Genomic DNA, 24,886 nt, shown 5'->3' with positions numbered 1-24,886 from the left:
GATAAACTTTTGCAGCTAACCAAACACACCGACTTTGCTTTTCGCTCACTAATTTTCATGGCATCAATGCCTGATGAAATGGTGACCATTAAATTGATGGCAGATCGTTTTGAAATACCTAAAAGTCACTTGATGAAAGTGATTAGTACGCTTGTTGCGAAAGGTTATGTTAAATCAGTTCGAGGAAAGCAAGGTGGAGTACTACTAGCAAAACCCGCCGCTGAGATCAATCTGAGGGAAGTGGTCGAGACAATGGAGAAGACTCTAGAGCCCATCGACTGTGTAGGGCAGAAGTGTGTGATCTTGAAAGCCTGTCAGCTTAAGTTTGCTCTGGCTGGCGCGCGCGATAGTTATCTAGAACACCTCGAAGGATTTACATTGGCGGATGTTATTGATGAGCAGACCACTCATATTTTGCATCAGCAACTGGCTGCTACGAGCTGATTTTAAAGCCGCTCTACAAAGGCATAGAGCGACTTCAACGGCTTACATCACTTCGTTTAACGCCGTTTCTAGACTAGCAACGGTACGATCAACATTCATTAGCTTATCCAAACCAAATAGACCCAAACGGAAGGTTTTATAATCTTCACGTTCGTCACATTGTAACGGTACACCGGCTGCAATCTGCATACCGACCGCACCAAACTTCTTACCTGTTTGAACATCGCTGTCTTGCGTGTAACACACCACAACACCCGGTGCGCCAAAGCCATTAGCAGCAACACTGACAATGCCTTTTGAGGCTAATAAAGCGCGGACTTTCTCGCCTAATTCATACTGAGCGGCTTTAACTTTCTCGAAGCCAACTTCACGTGTTTCTAACATAATGTCACGGAAGCGACGTAGCGCATCAGTAGGCATGGTTGCATGATAAGCATGTGCGCCACCTTCGTAAGCCTTCATGATTTGGTGCCACTGCTTTAGGTTCATGGCAAAGCTACTGCTTGTGGTTTCTTCCATCACAGCCAGTGCACGGTCATTCATCATCACTAGGCCTGCACAGGGTGGGCCACTCCAGCCTTTCTGTGGCGCGCTGATGAGTACATCAACGTTGTTGGTTTCCATGTCTACCCAGATGGTACCTGACGCGATACAGTCCAATACAAACAAACCACCGACAGAGCGAACAGCGTCGCCAACGGCTTGTAAATATTCTTGAGGAAGGATAATGCCTGATGATGTTTCAACGTGCGGCGCAAACACAACTGCAGGTTTCTCCGCTTTGATGGTGGCAACCACTTCGTCGATAGCAGCAGGAGAGAATGGAGAGGCAGTCTCGTCTAAAGCTTGTGTCGCTTTCATCACGATATGTTCTGACGGCAACTTGCCCATGTCGAAAATCTGTGTCCAACGGTAACTAAACCAACCGTTGCGCAACACTAAACATTTCTTGTCGCTTGCAAATTGGCGAGCGACCGCTTCCATTCCGAAGGTACCACTACCCGGTACAACCACTGCGGCTTTGGCGTTATACACTTCTTTGAGTGTCGAAGAAATGTCGTTCATAACAGCCTGAAAAGACTGTGACATATGGTTCAACGAGCGATCTGTGTAAACGACTGAGTACTCTAACAACCCATCGGGATCGACGTTATCTAGTAATGCTGACATATATCCTCCTTGTAATTTTCTGAAAAAAGAACCGCTAATTGAGATCTTTTATATCATGCGATAAACACACTGTAAGGTAGCGCCAGTTTTTATCAAGGACGAATCAAGGTTTATAAAATTAACAGAAGCTTTGCATCGATTTTTCGTAAGTTACTGAGCTTTCTCAGCTAACCGCTTCAATACCTCTGATACGGCATAGAGTGCAAAGGTTGCCGTTACGGTAGTGCAAGACCCTAAACCACCCGCACAAGACAGCGAAGATGTCTTATCGGTAGGCTTATCGTTGCTCACCGTCCCATCATCTGCACCATAAAGCTGTATCTCATCCGAAAACACACACGGCACGTTAAAACGTTTTTTAGGCGTTTTAGTAAAATTATATTTTTGGCGTAACACTTTGCGCGTTTTAGAAAGCAGGGGATCTTGCTTAGTCAATATCAAGTCATTCACTTTAATTCGACTAGGATCAATTTTTCCACCGGCACCACCCAGTGTGATTATTTTAATCTTGCGACGTTTGCAGTGATTAATCATCGACGCTTTTGCTAAAGAGCTGTCGATACAGTCAATCACAAAGTCCAAATTATCGGTAATTAACTCAGGCGCATTCTCAACGGTTACGAAGTCATCAATGATGTGTACTTTGCAATTTGGGTTGATTTCTAAAATTCGATCGGCCAATACTGCCGTTTTGTCTCGGCCAATGGTGCTAGTCATTGCAGGTAACTGACGATTGATGTTGGATTCAGAGACAATATCCATGTCAATCATGGTTATTTCACCGATTCCACTGCGTGCTAATGACTCACATGCCCACGATCCAACACCGCCTACACCGACCACACAGACGTGACTTTGCATAAATTTAGTCAGCCCCTTGTCGCTATAGAGTTTTGCGATGCCGCCAAAGCGGCGTTTCAAATCAGCGGATTGTGTCATTTAAGGTGTCCATTTTCGGTGTTTTGGTGGGTATTTTCAAAAATCTTGCATATAACAACATAATTTCTTACCACTATCAGTCTATTTTTGGTTAGAATACTGCGGTTTCCAAGCTGGACAAAAAGAACGATAAGTTAAGCGACTGATTTTCTTAACGGTTCGACCTTTAACAGTTGATGATATTTTATCAACGACGGCCAGCAATTTTTTTTCGCATAACAAATTTTAGAGTACTGACATGAAAGACCTAACGCGTTACCGCAACATTGGTATTTTTGCCCATGTTGATGCGGGTAAAACAACCACTACTGAGCGTATCTTGAGCCTTACTGGAAAAATCCATAAGATCGGAGAAGTTCATGACGGTGAAGCTACTACTGACTTCATGGAACAGGAAGCAGAGCGTGGAATAACTATCCAGTCAGCAGCAGTAAGCTGTGAGTGGAATGAACATCGCCTAAACATCATCGATACACCGGGTCACGTTGACTTCACAGTTGAAGTTTACCGTTCACTTAAAGTACTAGATGGTGGTGTTGGTGTATTCTGTGGATCTGGTGGTGTTGAGCCTCAGTCAGAGACTAACTGGCGTTATGCAAATGATTCACGCGTTGCACGTGTAATCTTCGTAAACAAATTAGACCGTCTAGGTGCTGACTTCTACCGTGTTACTAAGCAGGTACAAGACGTACTAGGCGCACACCCACTAATCATGGTTCTACCTATCGGTACGGAAGATGACTTTACAGGTGTTGTTGACCTTCTAACTCGTAAGGCATGGGTTTGGGATGGTTCTGGTGATCCTCTTAAGTACACAATCCAAGACGTTCCAGCTGACATGGTTGACGACGTTGAAGAGTACCGTGAGAAGTTAATCGAGACTGCAGTTGAGCTTGATGACGATGCAATGGAAATGTACCTAGAAGGCGAAGAGCCATCTATGGAAGTGATCAAAGCTTGTATCCGTAAGGGTACTAAGAAGCTTCAGTTCTTCCCTACATACTGTGGTTCTGCGTTTAAGAACAAAGGTGTTCAGTTGGTATTGGATGCAGTCGTTGACTACCTTCCAAACCCAGTTGAAGTTGACCCTCAGCCACTAGTTGATGCTGAAGGTAACGAGACAGGCGAACTAGCTTACGTTGATGCTGACAAGCCACTACGCGCACTAGCATTTAAGATCATGGATGACCGTTATGGCGCCTTGACCTTTATCCGTATTTACTCTGGGCGTATTGAAAAAGGGACTAACATCCTAAATACGTTCACTGGTAAGACTGAGCGTGTTGGTCGTATCGTTGAGATGTCAGCTGAAGATCGTATCGAGCTAGACTCTGCACAGGCTGGTGACATCGTTGCTATCTTGGGTATGAAGAACGTTCAAACGGGTCACACTCTATGTGATCCTAAGTTCCCAGCGACATTGGAGCCTATGGTATTCCCAGAGCCAGTTATCTCAATCGCTGTTGCGCCTAAAGATAAAGCCGGTGCTGAGAAGATGGGTATCGCAATTGGTAAGATGGTTGCTGAAGATCCTACTTTCCAAGTTGAGACTGACGAAGATTCTGGTGAGACAATCCTTAAAGGAATGGGTGAGCTTCACCTAGACATTAAGATTGACATCATGAAGCGTACTCACGGTGTAGACGTTGTTGTTGGTAAGCCTCAGGTTGCATACCGCGAGACGATCACTGAAAAATGTGAAGACAGCTACACGCATAAGAAGCAATCAGGTGGTTCTGGTCAGTTTGGTAAGATCGACTTCCTTATTGAGCCAAATGAGCCAGGTGAAGGTTTTGCATTCGAGTGTAAAGTTACTGGTGGTAACGTTCCTCGTGAATTCTGGCCTGCTGTTGAGAAAGGCTTCAGAACTAGCATGGACAAAGGTGTTCTTGCTGGCTTCCCTTGCTTAGACGTTAAAGTAACGCTACTTGATGGTGCTTTCCACGCGGTTGATTCATCTGCACTTGCGTTTGAAATCGCTGCTAAAGGCGCTTACCGTCAATCGATCCCTAAGGCTGGTCCTCAGTTGATCGAGCCTATTATGGCTGTTGACGTGTTCACTCCTGACGATCACGTTGGTGATGTTATCGGTGACCTTAACCGTCGTCGTGGAATGATCAAGTCTCAAGAGTCTGGCGTAACAGGCGTTCGTATCAAGGCTGAAGTGCCATTGAGCGAAATGTTTGGTTACATCGGTGACTTGCGTACTATGACTTCTGGTCGTGGTCAATTCTCTATGGAGTTCGGTCACTATGCACCATGCCCGAACAACGTAGCTGAAGTAGTTATCAAAGAAACAAAAGAGCGCGAAGCAGCGAAGTAATCCTTCTCTGATTTGATCGTGAAAAAACTGGCCGGATATTTTATCCGGCCAGTTTTTTTTTGGGCGTATTAAAAATATAAAATAGTCGAGAGGAGATTCGTTATGGTTAAAGGTTTAGACCTTCACCCGAGTTGGTTAAATGTTATAGGCGATGAGTTTGAAAAGCCTTATATGCAACAGCTGAATGACTTTTTGAACGAAGAAGAAACTGCCCAGAAGGTGATTCTTCCACCTAAAAAATTACGTTTTAACGCACTCAATAGCACGCCGTTTGACCAAGTCAAAGTGGTCGTTCTAGGACAAGATCCTTACCCAACGGTAGGACATGCACATGGTTTATGTTTTTCTGCGATGCCAGAGGTTAAGCCACTGCCAAAATCGTTAATCAATATCAATAAAGAACTTTTAGAAGACCTTGATATTGATAATTCCCATACCGCTTACTTACAACCGTGGACCGAGCAGGGCGTGTTGTTGCTCAATGCTGTTTTAACGGTAGAAGCAGGAAATGCTAATGCTCATCAGGGTAAAGGTTGGGAAAGCTTCACAGACGCAATTATAGCGTCAATAAATGAACACGCTGAGTCGGTTGTTTTTATATTATGGGGCGCTTACGCACAAAAGAAGGCGAGTTTTATTGATACTAACCGCCACCTAGTAATTAAGTCGGTACACCCATCGCCATTATCAGCTTACCGCGGTTTTTATGGCAGCAAGCCCTTTTCAAAAACAAATGATTACCTTGTCAGTCATGGTAAATCCGCGATTAACTGGCAGCTATAGTTACTTTTATTTAACGGTAAAATGACTTATATGCATATATAGTTCGTCAAAAATATAATGATAGGAATAGGCAGATTATGCAGTATAGAGCCGAAATTGATGGCTTGAGAGCGCTCGCCGTTGTCCCCGTTGTACTCTTTCATGCAGGCATTACAGGGTTTAGTGGGGGATTTGTAGGCGTCGATATCTTCTTCGTCATTAGTGGTTACTTGATCACTTCCATTATTCTTAGTGAGCAACAAAAAGACAGCTTCACTCTAGCCAGCTTTTATGAGCGCCGTGCGCGACGCATATTGCCTGCGCTGATGTTTGTGGTGTTAATTAGTGTCATTGCCGCTTGGTATCTATTGCTACCCACAGAGTTAGTGGACTACGGTAAGAGTCTTATCTCAGTCGGTGTGTTTGCGTCCAATATCCTGTTTTGGCAGGAGAGTGACTACTTTGCCGCAACTTCTGAGTTTATTCCGCTGTTACACACATGGAGCTTGGCGGTTGAAGAGCAGTTTTACCTCGTCTTCCCACTGTTTATGATGGCGACAATTGCATGGCTGAAGCGAAGTCGTGTACTGGTACTAACGGCTTTGGCTGTGGTCAGTTTGTTGTATTGCGAATGGGCTTGGCGACATACACCAGAAGCAAACTTCTTTTTAGCGCCTTCGCGTGCGTGGGAGTTATTAGCGGGTGTGTTTTGCGCGTTTTACTTGCAACATTCTCGAACGATATCCTTTGGGCTAAAGCAGGTCGCTAGTGTAATTGGCCTGTTCATGACGCTGTTCTCGATCTTCTTTTTCACTAAAGCCATTCCATTTCCAAGTTTTTACGCCTTAGTACCTGTGGTGGGGACAGTACTTATCATCCTGTTTGCAGAGGGTAATACTTGGGTTGGGCGCTTATTGTCTTTGCCCGTATTTGTCGGTATTGGACTGGTTTCTTATAGTGCTTACTTGTGGCATCAGCCGTTATTTGTGTTTGCACGGATTAGTAGTTACGAAGAGTTGGCACCACTGCTGCTGGTTGGCTTAAGTGTATTGGCCTTTGTGCTGGCTTATATCAGTTGGCGTTGGGTAGAAAAACCATTCCGTAATCGTCACTGGTTGACTCAAAAGCAAGTGCTTTGGATGGCCTTGTTATGCAGTGTCGTACTGATCGCTCTGGGGGCGGGTTTGATCATGGGTGATGGGTTTAATGAACGTTTTGCAGATTTATAAGAACTGATTACTGATTATGTGGTCATAAAAAGACCACTAACTGAGAGTTAAAAAAAATGAAAAATCTAACAAAAGCTTCAGTTTCTAAACTGAGCGCGACGATGGGCATAGCGCTGTTGAGTGTAATGACGTTGATGCCATTAACTGCATCTGCGGCTAACGACTCGTATGACTTATTAAAAGCGGCTGATCCTGATCTTAACAAGCAGTACGTGAGAGGGGGCTTTGGTCAAATACAAAACAAGAAGTTTAACCGTAACGATGGTCGTAAAAAGCTACTACTGATTGGTGATAGTCAGGCGCAAGACTTTTTAAATACTGTTATGGAAAATGGTGCGTTGGCAGGCTATCAAATCCGTACACGTCACATTCCTGCGCAATGTCAGCCATACCTTGGTGATCCTGCTAAGTCTGGTATTGAAAGTAAAGACGAGGCTTTGTGTGCAAAAGTTGAGAGTTTAGCGAAGGCTAAGCCACAGATTGCTAATGCAGATGTGATTGTCATTGCTTCTTTATGGCGCGACTGGGCGGTTAACATGCTGCCAAAAACAATTGAAAACCTAGAGCTACGAGATAATCAAAAGTTAGTCGTAGTCGGTCGTAAAAGCTTCGGTCGTATTTCGTTACGCCACTACTTACGCATGTCACCGGCTAAGCGTGCGGCTCTAAAAAACGTGATCAATACTAAGTTTTTGAGAGCCAATAACACGCTCAGAAGCAGACTGCCAGCACATGTTTTTGTTGACCAATATGCATTAATTTGTGGCAGAGGACAGAGCAAATGTCCTGTGTTTACGCCCGATGGCGAGTTGATCTCGTTTGATGGTGGTCACTTAACAAAAGCGGGTGCTAAGTTTGTTGGTGAGAAAATATTCACAAGTCAGGCGCTCGCTGACTTGTAATCACCGCTTACTTTTTTTCACGTCTAAAGGTTACTTGGGGAATGTTTATCCCCAAGTATACCGATATCAAACGTATCGCAATAATGATTCCCATACCCGCGACTATCGCGACAGTCTCAGGGAAATAAAGGCGTATGAAGGTATAGCTGATAGTGCCGATAATCGCAGCACTGGCATAGACTTCACCTCGCATAACGAATGGGAGATTTTGACTCAATATATCTCGCATCATGCCGCCAGCAATACCGGTGATGACACCCATCACAACCGCGATTGGCTCTGCAAAACCCATTTGTAAGGTTTTTTCCGCACCTAAAATAGCAAATAAACCTAAGCCCACTGCGTCCACTGTATCTAATAGTAGGTGACGTATGCCTTTGCCTTCAGGAATAAACTTGAGTGCAATGATGGTGACACCTGTTGCGATAAGAATAGCGAAGATATAAATCAGGTCTTGTGTCCAAAATACGGGTGTAGCGCCTATGAGTAAGTCACGTAAACTTCCACCACCGACTGCGCAAACACAGGCCAGTACCAGTGCACCAAAGAAATCCATTTCACTGCGTGCTGCTTGAAGCACACCACTGATGGCGAGTGTGACGGTGGCAAACACCGATAGAATTTGGAGTAGTAGTTCAAATGACATGGCAATTGTTATTATGTTTTTTAGAGCGTGTAGTTTTCTTATTAATAGTCTTTTGGTCAACTACTATTTTTCTAGTAGTAGGCTCACTAGTAGCTTGTCTTCTTAAATGAATGGTAACGATGTAAATATTTTGAACACTATCATGACTAGTTTTTATTCAATATAATAATCAGCCAAGAAGCCGTGGTTTACGGCAAAATAACTATCTAAGGAGGGAAAGATGAAGCTGATCATTATAGGTGTTGTCTTTACATTAATCGCGGCTTACTTAATTCAAAACCAATGGCAAAACAAAGAGTCATGGGGCACTAACAAGGCTGATGCTATTGTATATCTTAGCGTTAATGGTCAATCACTGTCACGTGTTAGTCCTGAGTTACGCAAAGACCGTGATGTTGTGTTAGCTGCTATTAGTGCTGACTCTTCTGCGTTTCAGTATGCTGATAAATCGCTTAAAACAGACAAATCTTTCATTTTAGAGGCACTTCCGTTAGATGGTTCACTGTTTGAGTATGCTGATGATGAATTGAAATCAGACCCGACTTTTATTCAAGATGTAGTGATTGCTAATGGTTATGCTTTTGGATATTTAGATGAAGAGTTTAAAGATGATCCGCTGTTGGTACGTGACGCCTTACGGAGCAATGGTTCTGCAATAAAATTTGTTAGTGATCAGTATCGCTTTGATAAAAAATATGTACTGATGGCTTTGGAGTCTAATAATGATGCATTCCCCTACATAGACAAACAGTTTCAATCTGATAGGGCGTTTGTTTTACAAGCCATCAAGCTTAACGCTGGGGTGTATGAGCATCTGGACATCGCTTTTCAAAATGATAAAGAGATAACTATCGCTGCTCTCAACAGTGAGGGTGGCATGCTTGAATTCGCTCCAGATCATTTTAAGCAAGATAGAGATATGGTTCTCACTGCGCTTAGAGATGAGGGAGGTGATGCGCTAGCGTTTGTTGGTGAAGAACTTAAAAAGGATAGAGGAATTGTCCTGCTAGCTGTTGAGAATACTTACACTGGTTTGGCGTTGAGTTTTGCGGATGAGGCTCTTAAACGAGACAAGGGTGTTGTACTCAGGGCAGTGAAAGCAAACGGCTTAGCACTAAGATTTGCAGATAATAAATTCAGTCTAGATCGAGAGGTTGTGCTTGCTGCTGTTGAGGATAGCGGTCTGGCTTTAGAATTTGTCGGCCCCAGCTTTCGTAAAGATAAAATGGTTGTTTTAAAAGCGGTTGAAAGTAATGGTAACTCATTTGAGTTTGCTGATGAGGCTTTCCGAAAAGACAGAGCGTTTGTGCTTGAGGCAGTCGCTTTAAATGGTTTAGCACTAGAATTTGCTGATGAAGCGTTTAAAAAGGATAGAGAGATAGTTGTAGCGGCCGTTAGTAGTAATGGCTCTGCGCTTGAATTTGCTGATGAATCTTTTAAGCGGGATAAAGAAATCGTTACGTTGGCTGTTGAAAGTAACGGCAGTGCGCTTAAGTTTGCAGACAAGCGTTTTAGAAATGATGAGTCAGTCATGCTCGCAGCACTACGTAACTGGGGAGAATTATTTAAATTAGCTGATGAGGAGTTACGCCGAGACAGAGACTTTATACTTAAAGCCGTAGCGGTAAATGGTGGAGTACTGGCTTATGTCGGTAGTGCATTGCAAGCTGATAAAGAGATAGTCAGTACCGCAATTAAGCAGTCAGGGTCTGCTATTTCTTATGCCGATGAGTCGTTTAAAACAGATCCGGAGTTTGTTACTCAAGCCGTTAGTGAAAATTCTTGGGCGTTAAATTTTGTCGACGACAGTTTCAAAAAAGATAAAGACTTTGTCCTCGGTGTTATCTCAAGAACCGGTTTTGCACTGGAGTATGTAGATGACTCTCTTAAAAAAGATAGAGACGTTGTTCTAGCTGCTATAAGTAACTCTGGTAGTGAGTTGCAATATGCTGATGAGGTATTTCGTAAAGATAAAACGATTGTGCTTAAAGCAATAAAACAGCGTGCTGATGCATTTGAGTATGCAGATGTTTCGCTGAGAAAAGATAAAGCATTTGTGATGAGTTTTTTGGAAAATGTAGATTATTTTGATCCTGAAATATTTAAACATGTCGATCAACCCTTACTAGCAGATAAAGAGCTAATACTTGCAGCCGTCAAAAAGTTAGGAGGTGCACTTGAATATGCTGATGAGTCATTTAAGAAAGATAGAGAAATAGTATTAGCTGCAGTTAAAGAGGGTGGCTATGCTTTAGAGTTTGCAGATGAATCGCTTAGGAAAGACCGAGAGATTGTGTTGGCAGCAATTAAGCAAGACGGTTCTGCATTAGCGTTTGCGGATAAGGTGTTTAGGAAAGACAAAGCGCTAGTTCGACAGGTTGTGGGACAGTACTCTAGTTTTAACTTTCAGGCTGCTGATGAGTCACTAAAAAAAGATAAAGCTTTTGTCCTTGAGTTGATAAAGGAAGAGCCCGATGTATTTAAGTATATAGACCATTCACTGCAAAAAGATCAGGATGTGATCTTAGCTGCGATAGATGATTATGGTGCTGCACTTGAGTTCGCTACTCCTGAAATGAACAAAGATAGATCACTTGTATTGCGTGCAGTGATTGATGATGGAGATGCTTTAGAGTTTGCGGATGAGTCGTTTAAGAAAGACAGAATGATTGTGAAGCACGCCATAGCTAACTTTGGGAGTGGTTTCAAATTTGCTGACCAATCATTAAAGCAAGATAAAGCTTTTGTAGCTGATGCTATCACTAAGTCGTGGAGAGTTTTAACGGAAATTGATAAGTCCGTAAAAATCGATAAGCCGTTAGCTTTGATAGCCGTCAAACAACATCCTTATGCTATATCGTACTTGAGTGAGAGCTTACAAAAAGATAAAGACGTACTTCTGGCTGCATCAAAAAATGTACAAGATGAGCCTTTACAAAATTTAGAGTTGGACGAGTCTCTAACAAAAGATAAAGAGTTCATGGTTAAATTGCTAATCAACTCACCTGAGTTGATTGACCAAGTTGATGACAGTATAAAAAAAGAGGTGTTGATACAGGTTTCTAAGTCAACTCCGTATATCTTGAATTATATTGAAGAAACTGTGTTGATTAGAGATAAAGCCGAAGCGTTAGCGCTACTTGCAGAAGATGGTCGTTTCCTGAATGTTTTAAGTAGTGAGCTAAAACAGGATAGGGAAATTGTGCTTGCTGCAGTTCAAGAAAATGGAATCGCGCTTCAGTATGTACACAGAAAGTTCCAGAAAGACCAAGAAATTGTTGAGCTTGCAGTGGAAGAGGATGGCTATGCTTTGCAGTATGTTGATGACTCATTAAAAACAGATAAGGCAATTTTTTTAGCTGCGATTAATTCAGGTCGCTATCACTTTAGAAGCATACCTTCATCGCTTTTGAAAGACAGAGATGTCACTGTAGCTGCTATGAAAGATTCTGGTTATTATTTTGATAAATTGGATGCATTATTCAAGTCTGATGAAGAAATTCTCCGACTCGCTATTCCTGGCTCTGTTTATGCGCTTAGGTATGCTAGTGATAACTTGAAGCAAGACAGGGCGCTGATGTTAAAGGCCGCTACGAATAGTGATGCTTTAAAATATGTAAATAGGTCTTTTAGAAAAGATAGAGCTTTCATGTTGGAAGTCTTAGCTAACCGAGGTCCTTATGATCAGGTACTGCAATATGCGGATGAGTCATTGAAACGCGATAGAGGTATTGTCTTGGCTTCGGTAAAGGAAAATGGAAATACCTTAGAGTTTGCTGATAGCACGTTAAAAAACGATAAGGAAATAGTGATGGCAGCAGTTAAAACATCTGGTGAAGCGCTTAAGTATGCTGGTGATGATATGCGAAAAGATAAAGAAGTCGTGTTAGCTGCAATTAGGCAATCTGGTAGCGCAATACAGTATGCGGATGATCGCTTCAAAAAAGACAAGGTCATGGTGCTCGAAGTAGTCAAGCAAACTCAATTTGTCTATCGTTATATAGATATCTCCTTGAAGCTTGATGAGGATGTGCTGAAAGCTCGGCTTTTGCACTGATCAAACTCGCTGTGCGCATGCCGATCTCAATGACGGATCGGCATGCGCTTTTAATTAAGCACTGGCCTTAACCCCTGAGATTGCATTCTTTATCGTGCAACTGAATCTTCACATTCAGCGTTTACACAGCTTCTATTCATGTTTAAACCATTATGATGAACGGTATTATTTTGAAGCGTATGAAAATCATTCACTTTCTACGTTTTTAAACATCTGTTAATACAAAGCAGTTTAGCTTTGGTGCACAATGTTGAAGTATCGGTTAACGGATAGATAACAAAATCAAAAGGGAAATAAGATGAAGTTAATAATCAGTATGCTCGCGATGAGCTTAGTGACTAGCGCGGCATTTGCGGATAACACTGTGGTCAAGGCCGACCCAAAGGCGACGGAAGCGTCTGCTGAGGCTGTGACAGTTATTGAGGCGACTAGCATTGCATTGCGAGGCAAGCCGGTTTATTCGTCGGACGTGACTCACTTTAACTATGTAAACCCTGATGCGCCTAAGGGCGGAGAGGTTATAGAGTGGGCAAGAGGTACCTTTGATAACTTCAACGCGTACTCTCAACGGGGTGATGCAGCGAGAGATATTTCTGATATTAATGACTCGTTGATGGAAAGCTCAGCGGATGACATTAGCGCTTACTATCCTTTGATCGCTGAAAAAATTAGCTATAACAGCGACTACTCAGCAATTACGTTTCACCTAAATAAGAAAGCAGTGTTTCATGATGGTGAGCGAATCAAACCAAGTGATGTGAAGTTCTCATTTGAAAAGCTAAGTTCAGAGGGTTTACCCGGACTTAAGGCTTACTATAGTTACGTTGAAAAGATTGAGCTGCTTGATGACTACCGCGTTAAATTTCATCTAAGCACTAAAGATAAAGGCCGCATGATAGATTTGGTGGGCTTTACGGTATTCCCTGAGCACTTCTGGAAAGATCATAAGTTAAACGAACCTTTGAAAATACCACCGTTAGGTAGTGGCCCTTACAAAGTGGGTGACTATAAGTTCGGTAAATATGTCAGCTATGATCGCGTAAAAGACTATTGGGCCAAGGACTTACCCATACGTAAGGGCGCTGCGAATATCGGTACGATTCGTTTTGATTACTACCTCGATGAAACCGTTGCGTTTGAGGCGTTTAAAGCAGGTCATATTGATAAGTGGAGTGAGAACACTGCTAAGCGTTGGGCGACAGGTTATGATTTCCCTGCGATTGCCAGCGGACAAGTTATTAAGAAAACCACACCGCACAGTATTCCGTTACGTGCCTCTGGTTTGATCTTTAATCTTAAAAAGCCACTGTTTGCTGACATACGTGTGCGTAAAGCGATGACGCAGTTGTTGGACTTTGAGTGGATGAACAAAAACCTGTTTTACGATCAATATATACGTGTAAACAGCCTGTTCATGAATACAAAATACGTAGCAACAGGTCTGCCATCTGAAGCGGAATTGGCGCTACTAGAGCCGCTTAAAGATCAGTTACCTGCATCAGTATTTACCGAACCTTTTGAGTTACCAAAAACCAATGGTTCTGGAAATATCCGTAGTAATTTACGTCAAGCACTGCGTTTGTTTAAAGAAGCGGGATGGACTGTTAAGAACCAAAAGTTGGTTGATGCACAAGGCAAGCAGTTTGAGTTTGAGATCATGTTAGTGAGCGCTGGTTATGAAAAAGTTGCGCTGGCTTTTGGTAAGAACTTAAAACGTGCGGGTATTAAGTTGAACGTTCGTACGGTGGACTCTAGTCAGTATATGGCGCGTTACAGTGCGCATGACTTTGACATGATTGCGGGTGGTTATCGTGAATATAGTTACCCTAGCTCAGGATTCTCACAAGCGTTTGAGTCGAAGAGTGTTAACTCTAGTTATAACCCTGCAAATTTGACGAATGATGCTGTGGATTCTTTGTTAGAACATATGGAATCTGTTCAAGATGATGAGGAGAAGCTGTTAGTAGTCGGTCATGCACTAGATCGTGTATTGATGCATACCTACCTCATGATTCCGACGTGGAACTTAAGCAGTTTCCGCATGGCGCACTGGGATAAGTTTGGTAAGCCTGAAACGACACCGCTTTATGATGAAGGCGATAGTTTCTGGTGGGTGGATGAGAAAAAAGCCGCGACACTTAAATCAAACTAACTAGGAGTTACTGTGGCAGCTTATATTTTTAGGCGCTTGTTATTGATGATTCCTACTCTGTGGGCCGTCATCACGCTTAACTTTTTTATTATTCAGATTGCGCCTGGAGGCCCTGTTGAACAGCAAATTGCGGTAATGCAGGGTATCGATAACTCGATGCTAGACAGAGTGAGTGGTAATAACCAATCTGACCTTCAAGGCACCGCAACCACCGAGAGTAAGTACCTTGGTGCGCGTGGTTTAGACCCCGCTATCATCAAAGAGATCGAGCAGCGCTTTGGCTTTGATAAGCCGCTTATGGAGCGTTACTGGATGATGTTGAAGTCGTATGTGACTTTTGACTTTGGTGATAGCTTTTTTAAAGGTGAGTCGGTGATGGGGTTGGTGATGAACCGCTTGCCTGTGTCTGTTTCGCTTGGTCTGTGGAGTACTTTGATTATTTATATGATCAGTATTCCATTGGGTATTTATAAAGCGCGAAACCACGGCTCTCAGTTTGATACCAGTACCACGACGTTATTGATTACGCTGAGCGCGATTCCGGGCTTTTTATTGGCGGTATTATTGATTGTGCTATTTGCGGGAGGTAACTATTTTGACTGGTTCCCACTGCGGGGACTGGTGTCGGATAATTGGGATAGTTTGAGTTGGTTTGGTAAAATTACTGACTACTTGTGGCATATGTTTTTACCCACTATCGCACTAACTATTGGTGGTTTCCTTGGTTTGACTCTGCTGACCAAAAACTCCTTTTTGGATGAGATTGGTAAGCAGTATGTAATGACTGCACGTGCCAAAGGTAACACTGAGCGAAAAGTCATGTACGGCCATGTGTTTAGAAACGCGATGCTGATTATTATTGCGGGTTTCCCAGCGGCCTTTATCGGAATTTTGTTCGGCAGTTCTTTGTTGATCGAGGTTATTTTCTCATTGGAAGGTTTAGGCTTGTTGACTTATGAAGCGATAGTTCAGCGTGATTATCCAGTTATTTTTGCCACGCTTTATGTATTCACGTTTATAGGGTTGGTCATGAGTCTCATCGGTGATTTGATGTATACCGTCGTTGATCCACGAATCGATTTTGAGGGGCGATGATGAATTTATCTAAAATCAATCGACGTCGCTTTGACCGATTTAAAAGTAATCGTAAAGCGGTGTGGTCATTTTGGCTGTTTACGTTTTTGTTTGTAGTGAGTTTGTTTTCTGAGTTTGTCGCGAACGATAAGCCGCTCATTGTTTCTTACGATAACCAGTGGTATTACCCGGTTTTGAACTCTTATCCAGAGACCTTATTTGGTGGAGAGTTTGAAACGGAAGCGGAGTACAAAGACCCGTTTGTGGTTGAGTTGATCGAAGAAAAAGGCTGGCTGCTGTTTCCTATTGTGCGCTATAGCCACCAAACGGTCATTAGTGATTTACCATCGCCAGCGCCTTCGGGGCCTACGGCTGAGAACTGGCTAGGGACGGATGAGCACGGTCGAGATTTGTTTGCTCGTATATTGTACGGCTTTCGTTTGTCTGTGTTGTTTGGGTTTATTTTGACCATTGCTTCTGCCGTGATTGGAGTCTCTGCAGGTGCGGTACAAGGGTATTATGGCGGTTGGTTAGACTTGCTGGCTCAGCGTTTCATGGAGGTATGGGGCAGTATGCCGATGTTATATATCGTGATCATATTGGCCAGTGTGGTACAGCCCAGTTTTTGGGTGCTCCTGGTATTTATGTTGCTGTTTAGTTGGATGAGTTTCGTCGGCGTGGTGAGAGCCGAGTTTTTACGCTGTCGAAACTATGACTATGTAAAAGCAGCTAGGGTAATGGGCATGAGTGATCGACGTATTATGTTTAAGCATATTTTGCCAAACGCGATGGTCGCAACGATGACCTTTATGCCGATTGTGTTGAGTGGGTCGATTACCGCATTAACGGGCTTGGACTTTTTAGGGTTTGGTTTACCACCTGGGTCGGCAAGTTTGGGTGAGTTATTGTCTCAGGCTAAAAACAACCTGCAAGCACCGTGGATTGGTTTTTCTGTGTTTGCTGCACTGGGTATTATGACGATATTGCTGGTGTTTGTTGGTGAAGGTGTACGAGATGCGTTTGACCCGAGGCAGACTTACTAATGGATAATAAAAAACAAGCTAAGGGCGTTGTTCCTAGTATTTTGACGAGTGCAGTTAAGCTGCAAGACGAAAGTGTCATAGATACGACTAGCGCTACTGATAACCTAGTTGAAATTGACAATCTAACCGTCCAATTCAAGCAGGGTGAGTCAACGAATACTGTTGTTTCATCGGTCAGTTTAGCGGTTAAACGGGGTGAAACACTGGCGTTGGTAGGTGAGAGTGGTTCGGGTAAAACCGTCACTGCTATGTCTATTTTACGTTTGCTGCCATCGCCGCCTGCACAGTGGCCGTCAGGTGAAATTCGTTATGACGGACGCGATATGCTGACGCTTAATGAACGAGACCTGCGAGAGATGCGCGGTAATCGTATCGGGGTAATCTTCCAAGAGCCAATGATGTCGCTTAACCCCTTGCATACGGTGGGTAAGCAAATTGCTGAAGTATTGCAGATTCACAAAGGCTACTCGATGGTTAAGGCTCAACCGCTGATTTTGAAGTGGTTGGAGCGTGTTGGTATTGAGAATCCTAAAGAGAAGATCAACTCTTATCCTCATCAGTTATCAGGTGGTCAACAGCAGCGTGTGATGATTGCGATGGCCTTGGCTAATGAGCCAGAACTTCTTATTGCTGACGAGCCGACCACGGCTTTAGATGTGACGATACAAGCGCAAATTCTTGATCTGATCAATGAGCTAAAGCAAGAGTTAGGGATGTCAGTGTTGTTCATCACGCATGACTTAACGATTGTAAAACGCTTTTCTGATCGTGTGGTGGTAATGAAGCGTGGCGAGATAATGGAGCAAGGCGAGACGCAAGCACTGTTTGCTGACCCTCAGCATCCTTACACTAAAGAGTTACTGCAAACGCTGCATGTAAGACGTAAGGATACATTGTCATCGGATGCTTCCGTGTTATTGGAAGCAGAAGACTTGAAGGTGTGGTTTCCTATTCAAAAAGGTCTACTTCGTCGCACGGTTGATCATGTAAAAGCCGTGGATGGTATCTCGCTGAAGGTAAAGCAGGGTGAGTCACTAGGTATCGTTGGTGAGAGTGGTTCGGGTAAAACGACCTTGGCACATGCGCTTTTAAAGCTAGTGAAAAGTGAGGGTGGTTTTAGTTTTGACGGTCAGTCTATTGCTGACTTGGATAACAATGCCATGCGCCCGTTTCGTCAGTCCATGCAGCTTATCTTCCAAGATCCTTACGGTAGCTTGAGTCCACGTATGTCTGTGGAGGAGATTATTGGTGAAGGCTTGGAAATTCATAACATTGGTACGCAGGAAGAGCGTGATGCCAAGGTTATTGAAACCATGAGACTGGTGGAGTTAGAGCCTGAATGGAAAGACCGTTACCCGAATGAGTTTTCAGGTGGGCAGCGTCAACGGATTGCGATTGCTCGTGCTTTGATTATGGAGCCTAAGTTGGTGATTTTGGATGAACCAACTTCTGCGCTTGATCGGACCATTCAAATGCAGATTGTTGAATTGTTGTTGAAACTACAGCGTGAGAAAGGGCTGACTTATATCTTTATTACTCATGACCTGATGATCGTGCAGGCGATGTGCCATAACATTATGGTGATGCGTAAGGGGAAGGTAGTTGAGCAGGGGATGACAGAGTCTATCTTTGATAATCCGCAGGAGGCTTATACCAAGGAGTTGCTCAGCGCCGCTGTGGGTAATTAGATTAGTCTGATGTACACAAAAATCACCGCAGCTTATTGAGTTATCAATTCGCATGCGGTGATTAGTGACTTCCATCGTCTATCTTATGACTCAAAGAATATTCGACCGCTGATGACAATGTTCGTACCGTGATTTGGATTGTTAAAACACTGATTTTAATATCTTTATGGATTATTTTAATTCTTTATAAATCTCATGAGAATAAGGGTTTAACCAGATAAAGGGTGGGTAATACGTTGCTGGAAGCCATTTGTCTGCAAAATAGCACCGTCAATCTGTAGTTCTATTAAAACTTAAAAGTTTCAGAAAAACTCCAACCATACTTAAAGATAATAAGAATATAAAATCATTAAGTCAGGGAAGGATAAAATGTTTATTTTTATGGCAAAGATAGTTTGCTTCTTGGTACTAATATTACTTAGTTCAGGGAGTGCATATGGCGATACATTAGCGCCACCTGAAATAGTTGGACCAATCACAAAATCAAAAATAAGTTTAGGGACCAATATCGTTTATAAGTGGAAAGCATCGGAAAATGCGACTCACTATGTATTTCGAATTTCTGATACTTGGTTAAAAGAATATACCCATAGGGTCAGAGTTAATGCAGCCGACGTTTGCATAGAAGAGGAGTGTAGTTATCAACTGCCCGAATCAGAGCAACTCCCAGCTATAAGTCGTTATCGCTGGGTCGTGAGAGCGATGATTCCGTCCATATCAGTTTCAACCGTTAGTAGCAGTATTCTATTCATTTCTGGCGAAGTACCAGATGTTCCAGTCACAGTCAGCCCCGATGATAAATCGACTCATCAACTACCGGCATCACTTACTTACCAGTGGCAAGCTGTAGAAGGCGCTACGCGTTATCAGTTTGTTATTCGCAGTCGTTCACCTAGTAGCCGAGTTTATGTTGATTTAAACGTACCGACATCTGTCTGTGATATCGAAAGTGCGACTTGCTCTTACCAACTACGAGCAGACACTCAGCTGGGTGCAGGTTCCTATGTTTGGCGTGTAAGAGCCAGTAACCGTGTCGATCACTCAACATTCACTAAGTCGATAATGACATTTGAGCCGACTCCGGGTGAAATAGTTGCAGGCTATGATTGGGAATTACCCGAACAGGTGAGTGAAAATACCAATGGTGGTTTAGTTCGAGGTACATGGAAGCCAACGGATAAGGAATACACTAACACGGCTTTCTACTCCCTCCGTTGGAACGATGTGCCAGTGGATAAAGAGGGTAATTACGATTTTGCAGCGTTTGATTGGTGGCTGAACAACGGAGATGCAGACGGCGACAAGGTTTTGGTCAGGTTAGAAGTTAATTCAGTATGTGATGCACCGTCAGCAATGAGAAGTGCCTTTAACTATTACGCGGGTGGAAGCATTGCATTTTGGGAATATGGATATATTGATGCATTAACTGATTTTGTAACGGCATTTGCGGATAAATATGCCGATCAGTCAAATATTATTGGTGTGCATTTAGGCATTGCAGATGGTGAGTATAGTCATATTAAAGAAGGTGGATATACGGATGTCTGTTTAGCCGACTTATACGCCAATGAAGATGGTTGGGGAGAGTTCTGGGTTAATGAAAATGAGCTAAAGCATGCTATGGAGCAAGGGCTTACGGCTGAGAATTTCACAATATCCGTCAAAAAAATTATAGATGCCTATACAAGTGCTTTTGAAGGTCACACTTCAAAACTAGCAATGACTAATATCGGCACATTCGTTTATAACGCTCCTGATAGTGATCTAGTGGCAGATGATGTGATTGAAGTTTTTAATGAGCAAAAGATCAACGTGATAACTCCACATGCGTTGAAGGCAGGTGTTGGTAATCGTGATGGCTTAATCGAAGATTGGATGTCATACAATAGCCCCATTTACGGTATGAACTTTCGCCCTGGGCCAAATAACAGTTGTTACATGACAATGGATGAAGACTTTGCCGAAAACATGGGGTCACGCTACTCGGGTACAGAAAATGAAGAGTACGGCACCGCTGATTGGCTGGTTGAGCGATATGGTGCATTTGAAGGCCAACCTTATCGCTTTTTAATGTCATCGCTGCGTGCGCTACAAATGCGCCGTAACTATATGCAGCTACATACGGAAGGTCTTGATGAGTTGCCTGATACTGACTACAACACAGGTGATTTCCTCCACTATCTAGCAAGCACTATCGGTCGAGATAAAACCAATACACCCGATGCTTTTGCAGTACTTGGGGAACGTTATATTCGTAGCTCGTATGTGACAGGTTTTGATAACGAGCAATTTGCCAGTGCCGATTTTGAGAGTTGTGTTATTTCAGAGAAAGAGGGTGATGCGGCGTACTTGCAAGTACGCGAGTTCGGTCGCTGGTTGACTGAAGTGGGTGGTAAAGGCGTTAAGTCAAAACAAGTGGTACTTGAGGCGGGTAAAGAGCCTTGGAGTATTCCTTCATACCTACCTGATGTCGCTGGTTCTAAAAAGTACGAGTACTCCGCACGAGAAAGTCACGAGTTTACGTTTGATATCAATGATGAGGTTGTGAGCCATCGTTGTCCTACCGGCACGCTGTGTGAAATAGCGGTCAAAGTTGTATTTGAAGATAGCGTTGCAACGACACTATCCGTCCAGACAGAAGTCGGCACTATGGCGAGTATTAATACTATAGGTGATGGAGACATCAAAACGGCCACTCTAACCTTTAAAGGGCATTTTCAAAATGGCTTTAATGGCGCTGACTTTGGGTTAGCGACTGGTTCAGAAGCTGAAGCGCTTCCCGTTATGATTACACGTGTAAACTTTAACAGTGCTTTAGATGAGAGCGCAGAGCTTTTAGTGGATTAGATCGCTTACTGGTAGTCAGAAAAAAGGCGACTCAATGAGATGAGTCGCCTAGTTTTACCAGCAGAGACAGTCTGCGATTAATAGATCAAGAGAATTAGCCCTTGTTCTTGTTATGCTTACCATGGCCTTTCTTACCGCCACGCTTACTTTTCATTGCTTCAAACTTCGCTAGCTGCTCAGTTGTTAACACCGCTGCAAACTGTTGACGTGCCTGACTGCGTTGGATAAAGATTCGCCTTCTTATCTGCAATCACTGCAACTTGGCTATCGTAATCCGCGCTTGTTGTATCCAGTGCTTTCATGTCTGTGCGAACTGTCTTCATCTGCTCACGTAGTACTGAAGCGCTAGCTTTTTGCTGCGTACGAAGTGTCTTTAGCTCTGCTTGCTGTGCGTCAGTCAACTCAAGCTTTTCTGCGATGCGCTTCATGTTACCGCCACGTTGCTTACTGTCTTTCTTGTGGTGCTTTCCACCTTCTTGCTTAGAGTATCCATCACGTTGTCCGCTGCTGTTGTCTGCTTGAGAAACAGATGCGCCAAGTGCCAAAGTGCTTGCTAAAAGTGCTACTAATAAAGTCTTTTTCATTTTAAATCCATCCAGTTTAGTTAATTAAGGTTCGACTTGTTTTGCGTCGATGGATGAACTATAAACGTGGTAAATATTAAGTTGGGTAAGGGAGTCGTAAGTTTTGGTAAAGGGAGTTTTCTTCTTATCTCATCATTAATGCTCTGTCATCGACAAGTTGTTGCCGTCAGAGTCTTTCAACCAAGCAACCTTTCCAACCTTCTTTTGTATTCTAAGCTCCGTTCCATCAAAATGAAGAATTGTTAAAAAAGACTAAAGCAGACATCGATAAGCAAAAGGTCATTAGCAAGGTATTGGCTAATATCAATGGAAAAGTTGCTATCTGCTCTTCTCATGTTGGCTAAGATATTTTTAGTGCTATACCACTTAAGGAACAAACAATGAGCTTTTTAAAGTTTGCAGGTATTTTGACTGCAATAGCGTCGTTAACTCATATTGTCATCATTATTGGTGGCGCTAATTTTTACCGCTTTTTCGGTGCAGGTGAAAAGATGGCTGTGATGAGCGAGCAGGGGTCTAAATATCCTACTATGGTGACGTTTGTCATTGCGAGTATTTTGGCTATTTGGAGTTTGTACGCTTTTTCAGGTGCTAAGCTGGTAAAGCAATTGCCATTTACAAAGGTCATACTATCGCTGGTCACGCTTGTGTTTTTGGCTAGAGGGTTACTCGCGATCCCTGTTGTCATTTTTGCTGACTCACCCTACATGTTAGAACTAGCAGAAAACATGACGTTTATGATTGTATCGTCAGTGATTTGTTTGATTATCGGCATTTGCTATGGGCTAGGTACTTACCAAGTTATTAAACAGCAGGATATTGTATAACCGCATTAATGCTCTGTAATTGACAAGTTGTTACCGTCAGGGTCTTTAAACCAAGCAACTTTTGCACCGCTCTGCGAACTCCATATACATAGTTCATCCTGCTCAAGCATGTCATAACGTTCAAAGTTCACACCATTAGATGTCAACGTTGATACGACGCTCTTAATGTCCTCTACAGACCAACCAAGAGTGGTGTACTGAGGTGCGTTAACAGATTCTACCTTTTGTATTCTAAGTTCGATACCGTCAACATCAAACACTAGTGCAAAGTCATCTTCGGAAATGAACGTTAGCTCCAGTTGTGTCTCATAAAACTGCTTTGACTCTACAGGGTTTGATGTAGCTAAGAATAAGATTGAGTTATTAAGCATGGTTCGTTCCTCTTTAGAAATGATAGCTCATATACAGCACGCCAAATGGGAGGTGTGGAAAGGTTTTGATTGCGCCTTCTGTATAGCCAAGTTTCAAGTGCCGGCCTTTTGAGATGCGTATGTTCAGCAATAATACCAATGCTTATTCGCTAGTTCTGAATTGTTATGGATAGGCTAATCTGCGAACAACACGATAGCTATAAGTGCTGCTAGGCTCGTCGAAGAGATGAGTATAAATAAAAAAAGAAACTGCCAAGGTCCTTTATCTTTTGAAATGAATAACCCTATGGCTTTAGCGAGATAAATTATAGAGGTACATAACGATATAAACGCAAAGTAAAGAAGTAGGTTATAGACATAAAGAAGCTGGTGACTTTTGGTTATGTAGTCAGCGTTACCAGTAAAGAATACAGCAAAGCTTGATATGGCGATTAATGTACAAAGAAACGCTTGAATATAACCTAGTGAAACCAGCTTATGCCTACTCATACTGTTAAGCCTTGCTCAACAAGTAAGAAACAATCGCAATTTGTATCGGTAGTAATAAAGCCTTCTGCTCGTAACCAACAAAGTTTTCGGTGTCATACAATGGTTGCTTCAACTCATTGCCAACTGTCACAGGCGGTGTTGGCAGTACCATCGGGCTACTCATGCCACGTAAATGGTCATTAGAAAGGCAGTAGTTACTATCCGAGAATCCCTTAGGCCAAGCGTCTGTGATAACTACGTCATAGTGTCCCGTTAGCTGATCGGTATAGGTCACGTTTTTCGTATCCTGGTGGTATTCACTAGGGCAGTAGTGAGTCATGTTAAGACCTAAAACACCTGATAAAGAATGCCACGACTTAAACACATTAGTGACTGGCCCCCAGAGTAAAATACGCACATTTGTTAATGACTCGAACTTAGTTGAGAGATAGTAAGCATCGGTCAATACTTCACATGGGTGAGCCTCACTAGACATAGCGTTGATGATTGGCTTTGTTGTGGCTGCTGCAAATGCTTTTAGCCTTTGGTGATTTGACTCTCTGATAACATACATCGAATAGAATGCATCCATATAGCTAGCTAAGTCTTCTACGGACTCATTCGTTTTTAGAAAGTTGGGAAGTTCTACGAAATTAACGCCAAGCGTTTGGAAGGTTTGAACAAACGTGGTTCTGGTTCGAATGCCGTTACCTTCAAACGACCAAGCGATATTGGCTTCTAGTTTGTCAGCCGTGCCGTTGTTGGCACTGTCCCAGATTTTGTAGATATCTTCTTGAGATAAATCATCAATATTGAGTAGGTTTAGCATGTTGGTATTATTCCTACGAAATTTCCAACGCTCTGAGAATAAGCTACTTAGAGAGTATTTTGTTTATCTTATAGTAAAAACTACTCTTTTCTAATTGGTATTTATTTTTGTCAGTAGGGTGCTTAGTATGAAGCGCCTGCTTGAGTGTGTTTAACTCTAATAACAGTTCGGGTGTTGTCTGCAATAATTGAACGAAACCGAAATGTTTATCTATCTCAGCAGAGCCCTCTTGAAATATATGAAGGTGAACCTGTCTGTGAGGTTTAGAAAAATACTCTCTTCCTTCAATGCCATAACTACCTTTGTGTTTGTAGCCAAGCTCTTTGAGTGCAGCTACACTTTTTTGTACAACTGATAAATCACTCACTATACCTAATATGTCGATGCAGTCTTTTGCATATAGACCTTCAACAGCAGTTGATCCGATGTGTTTTAGTGTGATTGAACCGTTATAGGCGGCTTGTATTAACTCAGCTTCGTATTGGTATTCGTCGAACCATTCTGCTTTATGAGGATAAATATACATTCTGA

19 protein-coding genes are annotated in these 24,886 nt (G+C 42.8%); 12 read left to right on the top strand and 7 right to left on the bottom strand.

All coding sequences use genetic code 11. The annotated features are described in order from the left end of the window. The first annotated feature begins 9 nt into the window (after positions 1–9). Positions 10–444 carry an RrF2 family transcriptional regulator gene (locus DKT75_RS00445; RefSeq protein ID WP_109821469.1) on the top strand — a complete coding sequence of 145 codons (435 nt, stop codon included), beginning with the start codon at positions 10–12 and terminating at the stop codon, positions 442–444. Positions 445–486: 42 nt separating this feature from the next. Here DKT75_RS00445 and DKT75_RS00440 read toward each other — a convergent pair whose 3' ends face one another. Together DKT75_RS00440 and tcdA are read right to left on the bottom strand one after the other, a co-directional pair. After that, a complete protein-coding gene (locus DKT75_RS00440) occupies positions 487–1,614 on the bottom strand; it encodes an aminotransferase class V-fold PLP-dependent enzyme (RefSeq protein ID WP_109821468.1) in 1,128 nt (375 codons plus the stop codon). Positions 1,615–1,764: 150 nt separating this feature from the next. Further along, a complete protein-coding gene (gene tcdA / locus DKT75_RS00435; RefSeq protein ID WP_109821467.1) occupies positions 1,765–2,553 on the bottom strand; it encodes a tRNA cyclic N6-threonylcarbamoyladenosine(37) synthase TcdA in 789 nt (262 codons plus the stop codon). Between the two features lie 238 nt (positions 2,554–2,791). Between tcdA and fusA the strand changes: the two genes are divergently transcribed. From fusA to DKT75_RS00415, 4 genes are all read left to right on the top strand, one after another. Continuing rightward, positions 2,792–4,876 carry an elongation factor G gene (gene fusA, locus DKT75_RS00430; protein WP_109821466.1) on the top strand — a complete coding sequence of 695 codons (2,085 nt, stop codon included), beginning with the start codon at positions 2,792–2,794 and terminating at the stop codon, positions 4,874–4,876. Positions 4,877–4,978: 102 nt separating this feature from the next. After that, positions 4,979–5,659, top strand: coding sequence for a uracil-DNA glycosylase (gene ung / locus DKT75_RS00425; RefSeq protein WP_109821465.1), 681 nt, complete (start codon positions 4,979–4,981; stop codon positions 5,657–5,659). A 77-nt stretch (positions 5,660–5,736) separates the two neighbouring features. Beyond that, positions 5,737–6,867, top strand: coding sequence for an acyltransferase family protein (locus tag DKT75_RS00420; protein WP_109821464.1), 1,131 nt, complete (start codon positions 5,737–5,739; stop codon positions 6,865–6,867). A gap of 56 nt (positions 6,868–6,923) precedes the next feature. Then, the gene (locus tag DKT75_RS00415) at positions 6,924–7,769 is read left to right on the top strand and encodes an SGNH hydrolase domain-containing protein (protein ID WP_109821463.1); all 846 of its coding nucleotides are present in this window, start codon (positions 6,924–6,926) and stop codon (positions 7,767–7,769) included. Positions 7,770–7,776: 7 nt separating this feature from the next. On the opposite strand, the gene DKT75_RS00410 is transcribed toward DKT75_RS00415, so the two are convergent. Continuing rightward, complete coding sequence (locus DKT75_RS00410) at positions 7,777–8,415, bottom strand: trimeric intracellular cation channel family protein (RefSeq protein WP_109821462.1); 639 nt, start codon at positions 8,413–8,415, stop codon at positions 7,777–7,779. A gap of 220 nt (positions 8,416–8,635) precedes the next feature. Here DKT75_RS00410 and DKT75_RS00405 point away from each other — a divergent pair, with 220 nt between their 5' ends. The 6 genes from DKT75_RS00405 (at position 8,636) to DKT75_RS00380 (ending at position 21,276) form a co-directional block, all read left to right on the top strand. Continuing rightward, positions 8,636–12,472 (top strand): DUF4116 domain-containing protein, encoded by a 3,837-nt coding sequence (locus DKT75_RS00405; protein WP_109821461.1) that lies wholly within the window; start codon positions 8,636–8,638, stop codon positions 12,470–12,472. Between the two features lie 298 nt (positions 12,473–12,770). Next, positions 12,771–14,624, top strand: coding sequence for an extracellular solute-binding protein (locus DKT75_RS00400; protein WP_109821460.1), 1,854 nt, complete (start codon positions 12,771–12,773; stop codon positions 14,622–14,624). A gap of 12 nt (positions 14,625–14,636) precedes the next feature. Then, entirely contained in the window at positions 14,637–15,719 is a 1,083-nt protein-coding gene (locus DKT75_RS00395; protein ID WP_109821459.1) for a microcin C ABC transporter permease YejB, read from the top strand. Then, positions 15,719–16,741: an ABC transporter permease gene (locus DKT75_RS00390; RefSeq protein ID WP_245923018.1), complete on the top strand. Its 1,023-nt coding sequence runs from the start codon at positions 15,719–15,721 to the stop codon at positions 16,739–16,741. The genes DKT75_RS00395 and DKT75_RS00390 overlap by 1 nt, the downstream gene beginning before the upstream one ends. Beyond that, positions 16,741–18,429 carry an ABC transporter ATP-binding protein gene (locus DKT75_RS00385; RefSeq protein WP_109821457.1) on the top strand — a complete coding sequence of 563 codons (1,689 nt, stop codon included), beginning with the start codon at positions 16,741–16,743 and terminating at the stop codon, positions 18,427–18,429. The genes DKT75_RS00390 and DKT75_RS00385 overlap by 1 nt, the downstream gene beginning before the upstream one ends. Before the next feature lie 369 nt (positions 18,430–18,798). Continuing rightward, on the top strand, positions 18,799–21,276 hold the full coding sequence (locus DKT75_RS00380; RefSeq protein ID WP_109821456.1) for a hypothetical protein: 2,478 nt from the start codon (positions 18,799–18,801) through the stop codon (positions 21,274–21,276). A gap of 176 nt (positions 21,277–21,452) precedes the next feature. Here DKT75_RS00380 and DKT75_RS00375 read toward each other — a convergent pair whose 3' ends face one another. After that, the gene (locus tag DKT75_RS00375; protein WP_109821455.1) at positions 21,453–21,860 is read right to left on the bottom strand and encodes a Spy/CpxP family protein refolding chaperone; all 408 of its coding nucleotides are present in this window, start codon (positions 21,858–21,860) and stop codon (positions 21,453–21,455) included. A gap of 380 nt (positions 21,861–22,240) precedes the next feature. Between DKT75_RS00375 and DKT75_RS00370 the strand changes: the two genes are divergently transcribed. Beyond that, positions 22,241–22,687 carry a hypothetical protein gene (locus tag DKT75_RS00370; protein ID WP_109821454.1) on the top strand — a complete coding sequence of 149 codons (447 nt, stop codon included), beginning with the start codon at positions 22,241–22,243 and terminating at the stop codon, positions 22,685–22,687. Between the two features lie 5 nt (positions 22,688–22,692). Here DKT75_RS00370 and DKT75_RS00365 read toward each other — a convergent pair whose 3' ends face one another. The 3 genes from DKT75_RS00365 to DKT75_RS00350 all read right to left on the bottom strand — a co-directional run bounded on the left by DKT75_RS00365 (position 22,693) and on the right by DKT75_RS00350 (position 24,881). Then, on the bottom strand, positions 22,693–23,058 hold the full coding sequence (locus DKT75_RS00365; protein WP_109821453.1) for a VOC family protein: 366 nt from the start codon (positions 23,056–23,058) through the stop codon (positions 22,693–22,695). Between the two features lie 493 nt (positions 23,059–23,551). Further along, positions 23,552–24,355, bottom strand: a complete 804-nt coding sequence (locus DKT75_RS00355) for an ornithine carbamoyltransferase (protein ID WP_109821451.1) — start codon at positions 24,353–24,355, stop codon at positions 23,552–23,554. 43 nt (positions 24,356–24,398) lie between these two features. Further along, positions 24,399–24,881, bottom strand: a complete 483-nt coding sequence (locus DKT75_RS00350) for a GrpB family protein (protein WP_109821450.1) — start codon at positions 24,879–24,881, stop codon at positions 24,399–24,401. Between the last annotated feature and the right edge of the window lie 5 nt (positions 24,882–24,886).

Origin of the sequence: Leucothrix arctica (genome assembly GCF_003172895.1) — a bacterium.
In the GTDB taxonomy this organism is placed as follows: domain Bacteria; phylum Pseudomonadota; class Gammaproteobacteria; order Thiotrichales; family Thiotrichaceae; genus Leucothrix; species Leucothrix arctica.
This window is presented reverse-complemented; position numbering and strand designations above follow the sequence as displayed.